The 16,003-nt window shown below is 71.7% G+C and carries 15 protein-coding genes and 1 pseudogene; 8 read left to right on the forward strand and 8 right to left on the reverse strand.

Annotated elements, in window-relative coordinates:
• Positions 1-110 precede the first annotated feature (110 nt).
• A complete protein-coding gene (locus FREUN1FDRAFT_RS44510) occupies positions 111-263 on the forward strand; it encodes a hypothetical protein (RefSeq protein WP_006544759.1) in 153 nt (50 codons plus the stop codon).
• Positions 264-423: 160 nt separating this feature from the next.
• Here FREUN1FDRAFT_RS44510 and FREUN1FDRAFT_RS33330 read toward each other — a convergent pair whose 3' ends face one another.
• Complete coding sequence (locus FREUN1FDRAFT_RS33330) at positions 424-963, reverse strand: helix-turn-helix transcriptional regulator (protein WP_006544760.1); 540 nt, start codon at positions 961-963, stop codon at positions 424-426.
• 485 nt (positions 964-1,448) lie between these two features.
• On the opposite strand from FREUN1FDRAFT_RS33330, the gene FREUN1FDRAFT_RS33335 reads away from it, so the two are divergent.
• From FREUN1FDRAFT_RS33335 to FREUN1FDRAFT_RS33345, 3 genes are all read left to right on the forward strand, one after another.
• Positions 1,449-2,408, forward strand: coding sequence for a DEDDh family exonuclease (locus tag FREUN1FDRAFT_RS33335; RefSeq protein ID WP_083828902.1), 960 nt, complete (start codon positions 1,449-1,451; stop codon positions 2,406-2,408).
• A 133-nt stretch (positions 2,409-2,541) separates the two neighbouring features.
• A complete protein-coding gene (locus FREUN1FDRAFT_RS33340; protein ID WP_006544762.1) occupies positions 2,542-3,444 on the forward strand; it encodes an NAD(P)-dependent oxidoreductase in 903 nt (300 codons plus the stop codon).
• Positions 3,445-3,453: 9 nt separating this feature from the next.
• Positions 3,454-3,678, forward strand: a complete 225-nt coding sequence (locus FREUN1FDRAFT_RS33345; protein WP_006544763.1) for a hypothetical protein — start codon at positions 3,454-3,456, stop codon at positions 3,676-3,678.
• Between the two features lie 18 nt (positions 3,679-3,696).
• On the opposite strand, the gene FREUN1FDRAFT_RS33350 is transcribed toward FREUN1FDRAFT_RS33345, so the two are convergent.
• Together FREUN1FDRAFT_RS33350 and FREUN1FDRAFT_RS33355 are read right to left on the reverse strand one after the other, a co-directional pair.
• On the reverse strand, positions 3,697-4,323 hold the full coding sequence (locus tag FREUN1FDRAFT_RS33350; RefSeq protein ID WP_006544764.1) for a DUF309 domain-containing protein: 627 nt from the start codon (positions 4,321-4,323) through the stop codon (positions 3,697-3,699).
• 16 nt (positions 4,324-4,339) lie between these two features.
• Positions 4,340-5,548, reverse strand: coding sequence for a serine/threonine-protein kinase (locus FREUN1FDRAFT_RS33355; RefSeq protein ID WP_006544765.1), 1,209 nt, complete (start codon positions 5,546-5,548; stop codon positions 4,340-4,342).
• 290 nt (positions 5,549-5,838) lie between these two features.
• On the opposite strand from FREUN1FDRAFT_RS33355, the gene FREUN1FDRAFT_RS33360 reads away from it, so the two are divergent.
• Positions 5,839-7,494, forward strand: coding sequence for an ABC-F family ATP-binding cassette domain-containing protein (locus FREUN1FDRAFT_RS33360; protein WP_006544766.1), 1,656 nt, complete (start codon positions 5,839-5,841; stop codon positions 7,492-7,494).
• Positions 7,491-7,976: a DUF456 domain-containing protein gene (locus FREUN1FDRAFT_RS33365; RefSeq protein WP_006544767.1), complete on the forward strand. Its 486-nt coding sequence runs from the start codon at positions 7,491-7,493 to the stop codon at positions 7,974-7,976. Before FREUN1FDRAFT_RS33360 ends, FREUN1FDRAFT_RS33365 begins: the two co-directional genes overlap by 4 nt.
• Positions 7,977-8,190: 214 nt before the next feature.
• Here FREUN1FDRAFT_RS33365 and FREUN1FDRAFT_RS33370 read toward each other — a convergent pair whose 3' ends face one another.
• On the reverse strand, positions 8,191-8,637 hold the full coding sequence (locus tag FREUN1FDRAFT_RS33370) for a hypothetical protein (protein ID WP_006544768.1): 447 nt from the start codon (positions 8,635-8,637) through the stop codon (positions 8,191-8,193).
• A gap of 353 nt (positions 8,638-8,990) precedes the next feature.
• Between FREUN1FDRAFT_RS33370 and FREUN1FDRAFT_RS33375 the strand changes: the two genes are divergently transcribed.
• Positions 8,991-9,932, forward strand: a complete 942-nt coding sequence (locus tag FREUN1FDRAFT_RS33375; RefSeq protein ID WP_006544769.1) for a sulfite exporter TauE/SafE family protein — start codon at positions 8,991-8,993, stop codon at positions 9,930-9,932.
• A gap of 830 nt (positions 9,933-10,762) precedes the next feature.
• On the opposite strand, the gene FREUN1FDRAFT_RS44515 is transcribed toward FREUN1FDRAFT_RS33375, so the two are convergent.
• The gene (locus tag FREUN1FDRAFT_RS44515; RefSeq protein WP_006544770.1) at positions 10,763-11,323 is read right to left on the reverse strand and encodes a hypothetical protein; all 561 of its coding nucleotides are present in this window, start codon (positions 11,321-11,323) and stop codon (positions 10,763-10,765) included.
• Positions 11,324-11,418: 95 nt separating this feature from the next.
• On the opposite strand from FREUN1FDRAFT_RS44515, the gene FREUN1FDRAFT_RS33385 reads away from it, so the two are divergent.
• A complete protein-coding gene (locus FREUN1FDRAFT_RS33385) occupies positions 11,419-12,813 on the forward strand; it encodes a M20/M25/M40 family metallo-hydrolase (protein WP_006544771.1) in 1,395 nt (464 codons plus the stop codon).
• Positions 12,814-13,013: 200 nt separating this feature from the next.
• Here FREUN1FDRAFT_RS33385 and FREUN1FDRAFT_RS33390 read toward each other — a convergent pair whose 3' ends face one another.
• From FREUN1FDRAFT_RS33390 to FREUN1FDRAFT_RS33400, 3 genes and pseudogenes are all read right to left on the reverse strand, one after another.
• Complete coding sequence (locus FREUN1FDRAFT_RS33390) at positions 13,014-14,525, reverse strand: NAD(P)/FAD-dependent oxidoreductase (RefSeq protein WP_006544772.1); 1,512 nt, start codon at positions 14,523-14,525, stop codon at positions 13,014-13,016.
• A gap of 210 nt (positions 14,526-14,735) precedes the next feature.
• The gene (locus tag FREUN1FDRAFT_RS33395; protein WP_006544773.1) at positions 14,736-14,939 is read right to left on the reverse strand and encodes a DUF5703 family protein; all 204 of its coding nucleotides are present in this window, start codon (positions 14,937-14,939) and stop codon (positions 14,736-14,738) included.
• A 493-nt stretch (positions 14,940-15,432) separates the two neighbouring features.
• Positions 15,433-16,003, reverse strand: a pseudogene (locus FREUN1FDRAFT_RS33400) (hypothetical protein); the annotation flags it as partial.

Here is a 16,003-nt window from a genome sequence, read left to right on the forward strand (position 1 = left end):
CGCGACCCCGCAGCCACCGGGCCGAGCGGAGGCGTCGCCGGCACCGGCGGGTCGGCGGATCCCACTCCGTCCGCGCCCACTCCGTGCACACCCGATCCAGGAGCCAGGCCGTGGGAGAGCGGACCGCCCGGGTGGGTCCATGGTCGGTGACGGCGGCTGTCACCGCTGCCACCGCTGTGACGGTCGTCACCGGCTCTTTCGGGATCACCGTCGTGGCGCTCGCCGTGCTGGTGCTCATGCTGGTCGGTCTGGCGTCCCGCTGACGGCTCGGAGACCGGCGCCGCACCCATCGGACCTTCACCTTCCCCACACCCGCTCGTGCGTGGGGAAGGTGGTTGGCCGGAGAGGCTCCGGCGCGGTCGTCCCGTGCGGGTTCAGTACGGGACGACCGCGCTCTGGGCTGTCAGGAATGCCGCGGCGCCGTCAGGAACGGAGTTGACCGGGGGTGCGGTGTGGCAGGCCGTGCCGCGACGCCCGGACCATCGCGTTGCGCACCGCCGACGTGCGCAGCAGCGCAGTGTCCAGCACCATCTCGTCGACGGGGACGGTCAGGCCCTGCTCGACCAGAACCGACGCCGTGACGCTGTCGCCGGCGCGCAGGGTGTCCCTGACCTGTTCCAGGAGCCCGCGCAGGGTCGCGATCTGCTGGGCACAGGTCGGTGCGCCGAGTGACGGCAGCCAGGTCGGCCACGGATGGGCGCTCACCTCGTGGTCCGAAACACCCAGTTCGCGGGCGAGCGCGAGCTGGGAAATCCGATCCGGGATCACCCCGCGATTCTCCCAGCGCCAGATTTTCTGGCGCTGGGCCGCCATGCTGGAGACGCCGAGTTCACGGGCACGCGCGGCGACGATTCGCGCCACGGTTTCATAGGACCAGCCGTGCAATGCCCGTAGCCGGCGGAGCGGATGGGTGGGCCCTGGCTCTGGAAAGGTAAGGGGATGGTCGGGCCGCACGACGAACATTCATCTCACCTCTTTCTTGCGCGCCCCCGCCCTCCGATCTGTGCCGCGGACTTCATCTCGACATCTCGACGCCTTTGTCGCGTGCTTTCGATCGCCGCGCACCGTTGTGCCGCCCTGGCCCGCCCTGACCCGGAGGTCGTCTGGTGGTGGCACCCGGGTGGTGCCTCCACAGCGGAAAGAGCCGCATCGCGCCGCCCCCGACAGCGACCGGTGCAAGCCTCGTCGAAGCCCCGGCAGGCATCAGCGAGACGGTTCCGACCCGTGCCCGCGCCGGACGCGCCGGACGGTCGGACCCGCCCGCACGCTCCAGGCGCGGAGCGTCGATCGGCATTCAAGCAACGGAAGCACAATAGCACCGTTTCGCGCGGGAAGTATTTGTCGTTTCCCTCGCGTGGCACTCCGTGCGCACCAGGAACGCGCTGCCCGCGCACTGCTCCGTCCTGGGTGGCGCCCGTTGTCGCAGGTCTGCGCCATCATCTCCGGCTGTGAGTGCTGAGGTTGTTGACCCGCTCGGCTTTCCAGCGCGGTTCCCGCGCCCGTACGCGGTGGTTGACGTGGAGACCACAGGCCTGTGGCCCGCTCGGGACAGAGTGCTGTCCGTGGCCGTTGTGCTGACGGCTCCCGACGGCGCGGTACAGGGCCGTTGGTCCACTCTTCTCGATCCGGGATGCGATCCCGGTCCCGTTCACATCCACGGTCTGACCCGGGAGCGCCTTGCCGGAAGCCCGACCTTCGCGGCCGTCGTCGACGAGCTGTCCGAGCTGCTCGCCGGGCGCGTTCTGGTCGCGCACAACGCGGCATTCGACTGGCGGATGCTCGCCGGTGAGGCGCTGCGCATCGGCCGCACGCTGCCGGTGGAATGGCGGCTGTGCACGCTGACACTGGCCAGCAGGCTCGGCCTGGAACTGGCGAGCCTGCGGCTGGCGGCCCTCGCGGAGCACTGGGGTGTCACCCAGCGGCGGGCGCATGACGCCGAGGACGACGCCGAGGTTCTCGCAGCACTTCTTCCCCGCATTCTCAGCCGCGCCGCGGAGCAGTTCCTCGAACTGCCGCTGACCCGGTGCGGTGTCGAACGTGACGGTGTCGCGGTGTATCCGCCGCGCTACTCCGCGGCAGGGCGGCCGCCGCCGTGCGGTTACCGCAATCCCGGCCCGTTGGCGCCCGGGGCACCGCTGGTCCAGGGCATGCGGGTCGTCTTCACCGGACCGACCAGGACCGAGCGCGGCGCGCTCGTCGACCGGGCGGCGGCCGCGGGCCTGGAGGTGACCGCCAGCGTCAGCCGGCGGACGAGCCTTCTGGTGACCAACGAGAAGCACGGAGCCACCCGCAAGGCGCGGGCCGCGGCGCAGTTGGGGATCCCGACCCGTGACGAGGGGGAGTTCCTGGCGTTGCTGGAGGCCGTCGCGCCCGGAGTACCGGAGGCGACGACGCTCGCGCCCGCCTGATCCGGGCGGGCGGGCGTCGGCCGCGGGGACCGGAGTGCCGCGCCGGTGACCGGTGCATCCCTGGTGGCAGGCGCGGCGTAGTAGGTGTTGCCGCGTCACCTGATCACCTGGTGTCTGAAAACAGGTCGCCGACATGAGTGCTGGCTGGTTGGCTGTCATGGTGCGTGTGCTGGTGACCGGTGACCGGGGCCTTGTGGGCACGGCGGTGACCACGACGTTGACGTCGGCAGGTCATCAGACGGTGGGATTCGATCTGGTTGACGGCCATGATGTGCGCGACGCCGCGGACCTGGAGCGGATGTCCGAGGGCTGCGACGGGATCGTGCATCTGGCAGCGGTCGATGAACCGGTCCCAGATCCGGGTCTGGCGGAGTTCGGGCCAGCCACGACAGGATCGGACGCGCTCGTGTTCGAGACCAATGTGGTCGGGATGAACAACGTGCTGCGGGCTGCCGAGCGGCATGGGCTACCGAGGGTGGTGGTCATGAGCAGCATCGATGTTCTTGGCTGTTTCGGTGGGCGGGGCAGGCCGGCGTATCTTCCGCTCGATGATCGTCATCCGGTCCGTCCCGCCGGCGCGTACGGGATGTCGAAGTGGCTGGCTGAGCAGATGTGCGCGGCGGCCACCGCCGCCACCGGCATCTGCACGGTCTGCCTGCGCCCACCGGGGGTGTTCACCGAGGAGGTCTATGCCGGGGTGCGGCGGGCCCGGCGAGACGACCCCGACTTCGAGTGGTTCCCGATCTGGGAGTACGGCGCGTTCCTCGACGTGCGAGATCTCGCGTTCGCGGTCGAGCGGGCGCTGACCGTTCCGCTGGCCGGGCACCACCGACTGTTGCTGTGCGCGGCGGATATCTCCTCCGCGCGGGACGGTGCCCGCTCCCTGGCTGAATGGCTGGTTCCGGATGTCGAGTGGCGGGGTGGGCCCGAGTACGAGCGCGATCCGTTCCGGGCGTTGGTGGACACCTCCGCCGGCCGCGCGCTGTTGGGCTGGGAGCCGCGCCACCGCTGGCGTCCCGGCCGCGATCGGCGGTGAGAGTCGGATGTGCTTCTCCCCGGAGGCGGACGTCGTCGCCGCTGCAGCCTCCGCTTCCTGCGCTGGTTCGGCGCCGTCAACCTGGCCGCGGTCGGCCTGCTGGCCTGGCTCGAGACGGACGCCGTCACCTCGCTTTGGTGCGCGTGGGCCGCTGTGACCAGCATCGCCGTGGCGGTGCACCTGCGCCACCACGGCGACAGTCACAGGTCCGGCCAGCGCCTGCCCGCTCCCTGACAGCGCCGGCCGGCGCTGTCAGGACCGAAGGAGACGGGGTGGTCGCAGGTCCGCCACCGGCACCTCGCCGGCCTCCAACCGGCGCAGCAGATCGTCGGCCCAGCCGGTGACGCCGGGAAGATCGACATCGCGCCGTCCCCATCCGCTGCCAGCTCCGTCGGCCTTGCCGGGGGGTTCGGCTGGTGGCGGCCCGTCCGGCTCGGGTGGCCGGCCCGACCCGCCGGGCGGGAGTGTGGAGTCGGGCGTGGCGGCTGCTGACGCCGGCCCCTCGGATGTGTGCGGCCGCGGCACGAGGCCGGCCAGCCCGCGCCTCAGCAGCGTGATCGCGCCCTGCCGGTTGCCGCGGCCGACATGGACGAGGCCGACCACGATCTGGGTGAGCCCACGCCACAGATCACGTTCCAGGGCCGGAGCGGCCTTCCAGGCGGCCTCGAGTACCTCATGTGCCTGGAAGTACAGGCCTTCGTCCAGCAGGTTCTGCGCGGCGAGGAGGATCTCCCGGGGTGACCGTGGCAGATCCTCGGTGAGTGGAGGGACCCCGGGCGAGCCGTAGGGCAGCGGCCGGCCGAGCCGGTCCCGTGGTCGTTGTGCCGCGGCCAGCGGTGGTGGCTCCCTGCGGTGGCGTGGTATCGGGCGATCGTTCATCCAGGCAGCTCGATCGTCAAGATCGTCGCCACGGTGCCGGCCTCCAGGATCTCCTCGGCCGCCGCGGGTGCCCCGGCGGCGGGCGGTGCTCGCTGTCCGTCAGTGCGTCACCGTCGCTGTCAGCGGCGACGGCCCTTTCGGGAGCGGTGTCACCGTCGGGAACGGTGTCACTGTCGACAGCGACGTCGTCGTCGACCGTATCCGGTCTGTCGAGGACTGGCTCCAGGCCGTGGTCGGCCCCGGGGTGCGTGCTCGCCTGTCGCGGCCGCTCGGCGGGCCGGGCTGGGAACCGACTGGCCGCCGCCCGGACGTCGTCGTCCAGGAACGTCGGCGTCCGGGCCCGCGTGAGCCAGTCGGTTCCACGCGTGCGGGCCATCGCCTGGGCGAGGGCGAGGGCGAACTCGCGGGCGTCGGCCGGGCGCCGGTCCGGATCCTTGGCGAGCGCCCACTCGACGACCTGCGCGACCGGCCCGGGTATGCCGGTCAGCGGGCGCGGAGTGACCGAGACGTGGTGGTTGGCCCAGCCCTGCTTCGTCGACGGCCGCACCTGGAAGACGGGCCGGCGGGCGAGCAGCTCGTACAGCACGACGCCGAGGCCGTAGAGGTCGGTCGCGGGGCCGAGCTCGCCGAGGGTGAACTGCTCCGGCGCCATGTAACGCGGAGTACCCGAGGGTGCGCGGACGGGTGTTCGTCCGCCGGCTCTGGGGACGTCCGCATGGGCGATGCCGAAATCGGTCAGCTTCGGGACGCCGGCCGAGGTGTGCAGGATGTTCGCGGGCTTCACGTCGCGGTGGAGGATCCCGCGGGAATGCGCGTGCCCGAGCGCCGCCGCCGTACCGAGCCCGATCGCGCAGGCGGCCTCGACGGAGAGCCCGGCGGCGGCCCGCTGCGCCAGGCTGCCGCCGTCGAGCAGCTCCATGACGATCAGCGCGACGTCGCCGTGGCGGACGTGGTGGGAGACCTTCACCAGGTGGGGGTGGTCGAGGCCGGCCAGCAGGCGGGCCTCGGCCTCGGCGTCGGGATCGGTCGCGGCGAGGACTCGGGGTACGCCGGTGACGCCGAACAACGGCCGTTCCTCGTCGGCGATCGGCATGATCTTGACGGCGACCCGCTGGTCCGCCTCGTCCCGGGCGGCGAGCACGACACCGGAGCCCCCACGGCCCAGCTCGGCGCCGAGGGTGTAGCCCGGCAGCGCCGCGGCGATGCGGTCGCGATCGACGTTCACGACGCCGCCCGATGCGCGGGCACGTCGACATCCACCAGGCGCCGATGGCCCCGGCGCCGGTTACCCGGGCGCCGCTGGCTCACGTGCCGGTATGAAGGTAGATACCGCATGATCGCACCATTGTGGACGTTTTGGTGCCTCTGCGGCGAATTCGCTTCCCGGCGGGACCAGGGTGAGCTGCCCGTCCGTGCCGCGGCCCGGGCCCGGATCAGCCGCCGGCGTGACCAGGTCGACCGGGCGTCGGCGTGACCGGCTGACACAGCGCCCGCGCGGCGGACGACACTGGACCCATGTCGGCCACACTTGTCGCCTCCGATCTGACCGTGCTGCGTGGCGGTGCCGTCGTCCTGGCGGGCGTCTCGCTCACCGTCGCGCCAGGTGACCGTCTCGGCGTGGTCGGTCCCAACGGGGTCGGCAAGTCGACCCTGCTGCGGGCGCTCGCGGGCCTGGTCCCCCTGGACGGCGGCCGGATCGACCTCTCGCCGCCCACCGCCGTGGTCGGGCTGTTGCCCCAGGAGCCCGACCGGCGTGACGACGAGACACTGCGGGAGTTCCTGGCCCGGCGGACCGGTGTCACGGCGGCACAGCAGGCCCTGGACGAGGCCACCGCCGACCTGTCCGACTCGGTGGCGGGCGCGGATGATCGCTACAGCCACGCGCTGGACCGCTGGTTGGCGATCGGCGCGGCGGACCTGGACACCCGGGCCGAGCAGGTCGTCGCCGACCTCGGTCTGCCCGCGGGCGCGCTGGACCGTCCGACGGTCGCGCTGTCCGGCGGCCAGGCCGCGCGCGGCTCGCTGGCGAGCGTGCTGCTCTCTCGGTTCGACATCACCCTGCTCGACGAGCCGACCAACGACCTGGACTTCGACGGCCTGGAGCGCCTGGAGCGCTACGTGGCGCAGATGGCGGGCGCACTCGTCGTGGTCAGCCACGACCGGGAGTTCCTCGACCGTTCGATCGACGGGGTCGCCGAGATCGATCCGCACCAGCACACGGTCACCCGCTACGCGGGCGGCTGGGACGCCTACCTGGCAGCACGTGGGCTCGCGCGCCGTCAGGCCCGCGAACGCTACGAGCGCTTCGCCGACCGCCGCGCCGATCTCGTCGAGCAGGTACAGCGGCAGCGGGAGCAGTCGGTGCGTGGCGCGGTCAGGGCGAAGCGCCGCTCCTCGGACTCCGACCGCTCCGCCCGGGGCGCCCGGATCGAGGCGGCGACCAAGAGTGCCGGGCGCGTCCGTACCCTGCAGACGCAGCTCGACCGCATGGACCACGGTGAGGACGCGGTCGCCGAGCCGCGCAAGGAATGGCAGCTGCGGATGTCGATCGCCGCCGCGCCCCGCTCGGGTGACGTGGTCGCGACACTGTCCGGCGCGGTCGTGGAGCGCCCCGGTTTCCGGCTCGGGCCGGTGGACCTCACGGTCGCCTGGGCTGACCGGTTCGTCATCACCGGACCGAACGGCGGTGGGAAGAGCACCCTGCTCGCCGCGCTGCTCGGCCGGCTGCCGCTGAGCGCGGGGACCCACTCGCTCGGCTCCGGCGTGCGCCTCGGCGAGATCGACCAGGCGCGGTCGGCGTTCCGTGGAGCGTCCACCGCGGCCGCCGTCGCCGAGGAGGCCACCGGTGCCTCGGCCGCCGACGTCCGGACGCTGTTCGCCAAGTTCGGCCTCGGTGCCGATCAGATGACCCGGCCGTCGTCGTCGCTGTCGCCCGGTGAGCGCACCCGGGCGGCCCTGGCGCTGCTGCAGGGAGTCGGGGTGAACTGCCTGGTGCTGGACGAGCCCACGAACCATCTGGACCTTCCCGCGATCGAGCAGCTCGAAAAGGCTGTCGAGGGCTTCGCGGGAACCCTGCTGCTGGTCACCCACGACCGCCGCCTGCTCGACGCGGTGCGGGTGACCCGACGGTTGCGTATCGCCGGTGGCCAGGTGACGGAGACGGTGCCGTGAGCGGTGTCGAGCTCCTCGCGGTGGCCCTGGTCATGGCGGTCGGGGTGGTCGGGGTCGTCGTCCCCGTCCTGCCGGGCCTGCTGCTGGTCTGGGGCGCCGGCGTGTGGTGGACGATCGCCGACGGTGGCGGCCCGGGGCGCTGGGCGGTGCTGGCGGTGATGAGCGCGCTGTTCGTCGCCGGCTCCCTGGCCAAGTACGTGCTGCCGGGCCGCGCCGCGTCCGCCTCAGGTGCGCCGATCGGGACGATGCTCGTCGGTGCGGTCTGCGCTGTCGTCGGGTTCTTCGTGGTGCCGGTCGTGGGCCTGCTGGTGGGCGGCCTCGCCGGCATCTACCTGGCCGAGCTCGCCCGTCTGCGGGACCCGGTGAGGGCGGGCGCGTCGACCTGGGCGGCGACGGTCGCCATCGGGGTCGGCCTGCTGGTCGAGATCTGTGCCGGCCTCGCGATGGCGGCCGTCTGGGGCCTCGGTGAGCTGGTCACCTGACGGCCTGGTCACCTGACAGCCCGGTCGCCGCGCTGACGGCCCGGTGCGGCGCGCCGGGGAACGTCCCGCCGGTGCCTGCTGATGTCGCCGGCATCCTGACAGGCCTGTTCCCCGGCGCCGTCCTCATTCCGCTGCCCGGCTCGGCGGTGATCAGCGGTCGGTGACGTGGTGGTTCAGGAATGTGGTGGGTCAGGAACGTGATGGGGGCAGCGGATTACCAGCCCCAGTCGTCCTTGTCCCACTTGTCCTTGTGCTTGCGGTCCTTGTGCCAGTCGTCCTTGTCCCACTTGTCCTTACGCCAGTCGTCCTTGTCCCACTTGTCCTTGTGCCAGCTGGCTTCCTTGCCCCAGCCGTCCTTGCCCCAGTCGTCCTTGTCCTTGTGTCGCTTGTCCTTGTCCCAGTCGTCCTTGCGCCAGTCGTCCTTGTCCTTGTGTCGCCTGTCCTTGTCGCTGAACCAGTCGTCCTTGTCCTTGTGCCGCCTGTCCTTGTCGCCGAACCAGTCGTCGTCGAACCAGTCGTCCTTGTCGTGTTTGCTCTGGTGGTATCCCTTGTCGTCCCAGAACGCCTGCGCGGACCCGGCACCCGGGCCCAGGCCCAGTGCGGCGGCGGCAACGCCCGTCGCCGCGAGGGCGAGGATCCTACGTGGTGCGGACTTTCCCATCGTTCCCCCATCGCTGAATTCACGTGCGGCGGCCCCGCAGCAATGAAGGGCCTCCCACCCGGAATTCATCGACAAACAAAAATCTTTCCGCCGTGAAATTGCGGCGAATTGGTACGGGGTAATTTCCGGGATGTCGGTGCGCCGGGTCGCGAACCGGCCGGAGAATGATTTGGCGGGCGGTGGGACCCGGCGGCGGATCCGGCCCGGGCTCGCCTAGCGGGGTGGCCGCGGCGGGAATGACCACGGAGCCCGCCGTCCTGGTGCGGATCGAGAACCTCCGGTTGCTCTCGGTCCGTACTAGGTGGACTGTCGCCGGAAATGCGTATCATCCCCGTCGGGAAGGTGGTCCACACATGGAGATCGACCCGTTGGTGACCCTGGCCGGGGTGCTGGTGGGATTCGTCGTCGGGCTGACCGGCATGGGCGGCGGCGCGCTGATGACACCGATTCTGGTGCTGCTCTTCGGGGTACAGCCGCTCGCGGCCGTCTCGAGCGACCTGGTCGCGTCGGCGGTGATGAAGCCGGTGGGGGCGACGGTGCATCTGCGCCGTGGCACGGTCCACCGCGGGCTCGTCACCTGGCTTGTCCTGGGCTCGGTGCCCGCGGGCTTCTGCGGTGTCCTGATCCTGCGCGCGATGGGCGACGGCGAGACCGTCCAGGACAGGATGAAGATCTTCATGGGGGCGATCCTGATCGTCGCCGCGCTCGCCATGCTCGCGAAGGCGGAGCTCGACCGCCGCCGCGGACCCGCACCGGCCGACGACGCCGCCGTCGAGGTCACCGTCCGGCCGTTGCCGACGCTGGCCGTCGGTGTCGTCGGAGGCCTCGTCGTCGGGATGACGTCGGTGGGCTCGGGCTCGCTGATCATCGTCCTGCTGCTGGCCCTGTACCCGTCGATCCGTGCCTCGCAGCTGGTGGGGACCGACCTGGCCCAGGCCGTCCCGCTGGTCGCCGCCGCGTCGCTCGGCCACCTGCTCTTCGGCGACTTCCAGCTGGGGCTGACCGGCTCGCTGCTCATCGGCTCGCTGCCCGGGGTCTACCTCGGCGCCCGGATCTCGGCGGGCAGCGCCACCAGCGCGCTGATCCGCCCGGCGATCGTCGTCGTGGTGTCGCTCAGCGGACTGAAGCTCGTGGGCGTGCCCACCGGGGCCCTGGGCGCGGTGTTGGCGCTCACGCTGGTCGCTGCGACGGGCGTCGTGGCGCGGAGTCGTCGCGCCCAGCCAGCCACCCCCGCGACGCCGGCCGTGCCCGGGCCTGGGGACACACCCGTCGAGGCGGTGCCGCGCCGGCCCTGACGCCAGGGGTCCCGACGGAGATGTCGCGCCACCGACGAGGAGCACGACCGCCGGGCCGGACTTCCGCCGCTGCTTCTGAGCAGGAAGTGAGGACTTCGGCCGCCGCGGAGCCCGTCGCGGAATCCCGAGCTTCGGGCTTCCGCTGATGCTGCTGCTCCCGAGCAAGAAGTAAGGATTTTGGCTGCTACAACAACCGAAATCATCACCTTTTGCGGACTGCCAAATGGGCCCGGATCCGCCGCTTCTCGAGATTGCGCTACATGCTCTGCGACAACCGAAACAATCACTTCTTGCGGACTGCCAACGCCGGTCTTGGTGTCGACTCCGCCAGGATGTGGCGCTCGCTGACGGCTCGTTCAGGCGAGGTATCAACTACCCGATGATCCAGGGTGTTCACATCGGCCTTCGCGTCAGGGGTATGACGACTGGCCGAGAAGCAGGCTCGACTGTGTACTGGGCCGGCCCGGCCATCACATCGACCAAGTGCTGACAGCCGCGTCGGAAGGAGGACATCTGCCGTGTTCCCCCGGGAAGTTCCCGGCTTCCCGGGGGACGCTGCGGTGACGACGGCCCCGGTGGAGCGACCTGTGCCCGTCGGCGACCGTGCCCTGCCGACCCGGTCCGCCCGCGGACCGGGTGCGCCGCTGCCTGAACGATGCCGGACGAAACCCCGCGGTGCCCGGGCCGGTCGGCGTGTCGCGGGCAGCGCAACGACCGCCCGCCGCGGGCCGGCCGAACCTGGCGTCGGAGCGTCCGCGCACCCCGGCGTCTGAAGCGGCGCTGGCCCCGGCCCTGGCACCGAGCGGCCCCGGGCGCCGCGAGCAGCCCAGCTAGTGCAGCCGGTGGCTGTCCGGTTCGCTGTCCGGCGCCGTGGCAGCGGTCAGCTCCCGCACGCGGTGCTCCGCGGGGCGTCGGCGGCGGGGGAAGCGGGCGGTCCGGCCCCCGCCCCGGTTGCCCCCGCCGCGGCGGCTGACGCTCCGGTCGCCCACGCCCACGCCCACGCCCACGCCCACGCCCTCGGCCGGGCCGGAGGCCGGGCGTAGTGGGCGGTCCGTGCCGCCCGTGTTCGCGGCCTCGATGGCGGGGCGCTCGCCGATGGTGCCGCTGTCGATCGCCGCCCGGTCCCCTGCCCCTGCGGTGGGGCGGGCGTCGCGCGCGTGACGGGACTGCGCGGTCGTCGGCGTGCCGGCGCCACCTTCGACGAGCCCGTCCGGTACCCGACGCGCCGGCCTGGGCCCGCCGGGCAGCGCCCTCGTGGGGGGCAGTGCCGCGCCGAACCGTGCGAGACGCCCGTAGTAGTGCGCGAGGCGCAGGTGATAGTCGAGGTCACCGGTGGTGGGGAAGGTGGCGGAGCAGCCGAGATCCTCGCGCGGGCAGCGGTACAACGTCATGGCGGGTCCTCCTACCGGAAACCGGCGCGGAACGCTTGGCCCGACGGTACGTCCCTGCTCCGGTGAACGCACGGCCGGGAGAGCAGACTGGGGGCATGGCAAACGTGTCCCACGATCCCTCTGAGGACCCCGCGGCGGCCAGGCAGAGGCCTGACGCCGCGCCCGCCGGGCAGCCAGCTGGTGCCCGACCGGCACCCACGGCCGAGTCCGAGGTCGTGGACCTGTGTCGGGACATGCTGCGCTTCGAGTCGGTCAACCGCGGGAACGGTGAGGGCCACGAGCGGCCGATCGCCGAGTACGTGGCCGAGAAGCTGGCCGAGGTGGGGCTGGAGCCCGTCCTGCTCGAGTCCGCCCCGGGGCGGACGAGCGTGGTGACCCGGGTGGCCGGCGCGGACCCGACCCGGTCCCCGCTGCTGATCCACGGCCATCTGGACGTGGTGCCGGCGGATCCGTCCGACTGGCGCGTGCACCCGTTCGCCGGGGAGGAGGTTGACGGATGTCTCTGGGGCCGCGGCGCCATCGACATGAAGGACATGGACGCGATGACCCTGGCGGTCGTCCGTGACCTGGCCCGATCGGGCCGCCGGCCGCCGCGTGACCTTGTCGTGGCCTTCGTGGCCGACGAGGAGGCCGGTGGCACGCTGGGGGCGCGCTGGCTGGTGGACAACCATCCCGACCATTTCGCCGACTGCACCGAGGCGATCAGCGAGGTCGGCGGCTTCTCCTACACGGTTTCGGACGACCTGCGGCTGTATCTGATCGAGACCGCGGAAAAGGGCATCGCCTGGATGAAGCTCACCGTGGCGGGCCGGGCCGGGCATGGGTCCATGCTCAGCGAGGACAACGCGGTGACGAAGCTGTGCGAGGCGGTGGCCCGGCTCGGCCGGCACCAGTTCCCGATCGTCGTCACGCCGACCGTGCGGGTGTTCCTCGACTCGCTCGGGGAGGCGCTGGGCATCGAGCTCGACGCAGGCGACATCGAGAGCACGATCGCGAAGCTGGGGCCGATCGCCCGGATGGTCGGGGCGACGATCCGCAACACCGTGAACCCGACCCAGCTGGCGGCCGGGCACAAGGTGAACGTGATTCCCGGCGAGGCCACGGCCTACGTCGACGGCCGGTACCTACCCGGGCAGGAGGAGGAGTTCCTGCGCCAGGTGGACGAGCTGATCGGGCCCGAGGTGCGCCGTGAATGGGTGGTGAACGACCAGGCGGTGGAAACCGGGTTCGACGGGCCGCTGGTGGACGCGATGGCCAGCGCGCTGCGTGCGGAGGACCCGGCGGCCCGGGCGGTGCCCTACATGCTCTCCGGCGGGACCGACGCGAAGTCGTTCTCCCGGCTCGGCATCCGCTGCTTCGGCTTCTCCCCGCTGCTGCTGCCGCCGGACCTCGACTTCGCCGGCATGTTCCACGGCGTGGACGAGCGGGTTCCGGTCGAGTCGCTGCGCTTCGGTGTGCGGGTGCTGGACCGCTTCCTCGCGGCTTCCTGACAGTGTGACGTGACGCCGGGACGGCGTGACGTCACGTCGGGACGGAACGAGACGAGCCCGTCCCGGGCGCATCCCCGGGACGGGCTCGTCGTTTCAGTTCCGGTGCCTCGCCGGCCCGGCAGTTCGCCGGCTTGGCGTTCGCCGGCTTGGTGTTCGCCGGCATGGTGGCTCACCGGTTCGCCGGTTCGGTGCCCGGTCGGTCAGGCGGTGCCGGCGGACGCGGCGCCACCGGTCGCCGGGCTGTCCGGGGTCAGCCGGGACGGCTCGGCTGTCGCCTTGCGGGCCTTGGGCACCGCGCCCGGCTGCGCCGCCGGCCGCGTCACCGCCGACGAGCCACGGGAGGCCCAGTCGTCCGGCAGCGTCGGGAAGAACCCGTCGCCGAGGCGTTGCAGCGCCGACCGGGCGAAGATCTGCTGCTGGGTGACCGTGCGCTCCGAGCGGCCGCGGCCGATGAAGCTCACCGTCCAGTGCAGCAGGGTGGTCACCCGGTGCTTGAACCCGATGATGTAGACGAGGTGCACCGCGAGCCACATCAGCCAGGCCAGGAACCCGCTGAGCTGCACGCCCTTGATGCTGGCCACCGCGCTGAAGCGCGAGATCGTGGCCATGCTGCCCTTGTCCTTGTACTCGAAGTTGCGCATCGGCGGGCCGCTGCGCAGCCGGGTGGCGATCGTCTTGGCGGCGTACTGGCCGCCCTGGATCGCGACCTGGGCGACACCGGGCAGCCGGTCGAGGGCGGCCATGTCGCCGACGACGAAGACCTCGGGGTGACCGGGCAGGGTCAGGTCGGGCTGCACCTGGATCCGGCCGGCCCGGTCCAGCACGGCGCCGGACTGCTCGGCGAGCTGCTTGCCCAGCGGGCTGGCGGCGACACCGGCGGCCCAGATCTTGCAGACCGACTCGATCCGGCGCCGGTTGCCGTCGGAGTCCTCGACGTCGATGCCACGGGAATCGACGTTGATGACCCGGGCACCGAGCTGGATCTCGACCCCGATCTTCTCCAGCTTGGCGGTGGCCTTGGCGGCGAGCTTCTCGCCGAACGTCCCCAGCACGGTCGGGGCGGCGTCGAGCAGGATGATCCGGGCCTTGGTCGTGTCGATGCGCCGGAAGTCGTGGCGCAGCGTGCGGTGCGCCATCTCGGCGATCTGACCGGCCATCTCGACGCCGGTCGGGCCGGCACCGACGACCACGAAGGTCATGTAGCGCGCGACGTCCTCCGGGTTGGGGGCGGTCTCGGCGACCTCGAAGGCACCGAAGATCCGCCCGCGCAGCTCCAGCGCGTCGTCGATGCTCTTCATGCCGGGCGCGTGCTCGGCGAAGTGGTCGTTGCCGAAGTACGACTGGCCCGCGCCGGCGGCGACGATCAGGCTGTCGTAGGGCTGTACGTCCGACCGCCCCAGCAGGTTCGACGTCACCGTCTTCGCGGCGAGATCGATCTCGGTGACCTCACCCATGATCACCCGCGCGTTCGTCTGGCGGCGCAGCACCTCGCGGGTGGCCGGGGCGATCTCGCCCTCGGACAGGATGCCCGTCGCCACCTGGTAAAGCAGTGGCTGGAACAGGTGATGTGTGGTCTTTGCGACGACAGTCACCTCGACGGGCTCGCGGCGCAGCGCCTGGGTGGCGAACAGCCCGCCGAAACCCGAGCCGATGACTACGACCCGGTGCTTTTGGTGTCCGTCGCTCGTAGCGGTCACAATCGCTCCCCACATGCCGATGGGTCTCTGACGGAGTGGTTCACGGTCCGTCCGCCTCACCATCTTCCGCCGTGAATCGGAGCGGGGATCGTGGCGATACTCACGTCTCACCCGGCGATGTTCGTCCCGGCGGGTCGGACGTCACATCTGCCGTGCTGTGCCAATTCACCTTTGGCAGGTTGTCGGTGGCGCGGGCCCGCTGCGGTCGGTGACCGGGCCGCCGGGTCAGGTCGGGAGATAACCGGGCAAGCCGCCCGGCCGGCGCCGTCGGCGTAGCACTACTCGGCGGGTCCCATCGGGGTAGATGCGGGAGCGATCAAGCTCCCAGTCCCCGAACTCGGCGTGCAGGGTGAGGATCGCCACCGCGGTTCGCCGGTCGGTGCCCGGTGGCATCGTCAGCTTCTGGTACTCGAGCTCCCTGTCGGCCAAGGTGCCTGCACCTCCCGTTTCGCCGGCCCGATGAGCGCACGGACGCCTGCGCGATCACCGGCTCCCAACCCGCCTGCGCGCGTCTCGCGCGCACCTCTTCGGTCACCATGACACCGGGGACCTTGATGAACGCACGGTGTCCTGGAAAGAAACCTTGTCGTAGCGGTCGATCGCGCACAAGCCGTTGTCGGGTGTGCCGTACGGAAAAGTCACACCGATCCCGGTCGACGGGGACGGTGGGGCGCCCCGGCAGAGCACCGGACAAGGGCGCCGGACGAGGACATCCAGTGGTGCCGGGGTGAAGCGCGCGGCAATGCGACGCCGCGATCGACATTGGCCGGCTTGCGCGGCGGAATTTCGGACCACCACGGAACGACCAGACCACGGAAGTCCGGCGAGGCGGACGGCGGCGTTGCGACGGCGCGACGAAAACGACGCCGGCCCGGCCCCCGTCAAGCGGTTGCCCGAGCGCGGCGACGCCCGTCAGGGGACGTCAGGGGACGTACGAGAGCGTGAACGCCAGGGTCGCGTAGACGGTCATCGCCGCGGCGGAGACGGTGATCACGAACGTCCAGACCTCGCGGCGGGCTGTCGCCAGGGCCGCCACGAGGAGGAACGGGAACGCGCCGTAGAGGTAACGCTCGGAGGAATCGAGGTTGCTGCCGGTCACGATCGCCAGCAGTACGAGCGTCGACCAGACCGGGTACGACACGGGCAGCCGGCGGAACATGACCACCAGGGCGAGCACGGCCAGCAGCAGCCAGGGCACGTGCAGGGCCGTGCCCAGCTCGCCGTTCGTCGCGCCGCGGGCCGCGTCGATGATCGTGGAAAGCGGGTTCGCGCCGCTGCCGTGCCGGGCCGCGTCACGTTGCATCGTCAGCGGGGCGAGCCCGTCACCGTGGGCGGACGCGGACCACAGCAGGTAGATCCCGGCTCCGGCGAGCGGGGCGACGACCGCGCCGAGCCGGCCGGCCAGCTCACGCCCGCCGCCACCGGCAGGCCGGCCACCAGCCTGCCCGCCGCCGGTCGCCGGCGGCGCGGAGGAACATCGGGCGCTCCGGGCG

Origin of the sequence: Parafrankia sp. EUN1f, assembly GCF_000177675.1 — a bacterium.
GTDB lineage: Bacteria > Actinomycetota > Actinomycetes > Frankiales > Frankiaceae > Parafrankia.

Coding starts and splice junctions, on each gene's coding strand:
- FREUN1FDRAFT_RS33330 (WP_006544760.1), bottom strand. CDS start 963: ATGTTCGTCGTGCGGCCCGACCATCCCCTTACCTTTCCAGAGCCAGGG.
- FREUN1FDRAFT_RS33340 (WP_006544762.1), top strand. CDS start 2,542: ATGAGTGCTGGCTGGTTGGCTGTCATGGTGCGTGTGCTGGTGACCGGT.
- FREUN1FDRAFT_RS33350 (WP_006544764.1), bottom strand. CDS start 4,323: ATGAACGATCGCCCGATACCACGCCACCGCAGGGAGCCACCACCGCTG.
- FREUN1FDRAFT_RS33360 (WP_006544766.1), top strand. CDS start 5,839: ATGTCGGCCACACTTGTCGCCTCCGATCTGACCGTGCTGCGTGGCGGT.
- FREUN1FDRAFT_RS33370 (WP_006544768.1), bottom strand. CDS start 8,637: ATGGGAAAGTCCGCACCACGTAGGATCCTCGCCCTCGCGGCGACGGGC.
- FREUN1FDRAFT_RS33375 (WP_006544769.1), top strand. CDS start 8,991: ATGGAGATCGACCCGTTGGTGACCCTGGCCGGGGTGCTGGTGGGATTC.
- FREUN1FDRAFT_RS44515 (WP_006544770.1), bottom strand. CDS start 11,323: ATGACGTTGTACCGCTGCCCGCGCGAGGATCTCGGCTGCTCCGCCACC.
- FREUN1FDRAFT_RS33385 (WP_006544771.1), top strand. CDS start 11,419: ATGGCAAACGTGTCCCACGATCCCTCTGAGGACCCCGCGGCGGCCAGG.
- FREUN1FDRAFT_RS33390 (WP_006544772.1), bottom strand. CDS start 14,525: ATGTGGGGAGCGATTGTGACCGCTACGAGCGACGGACACCAAAAGCAC.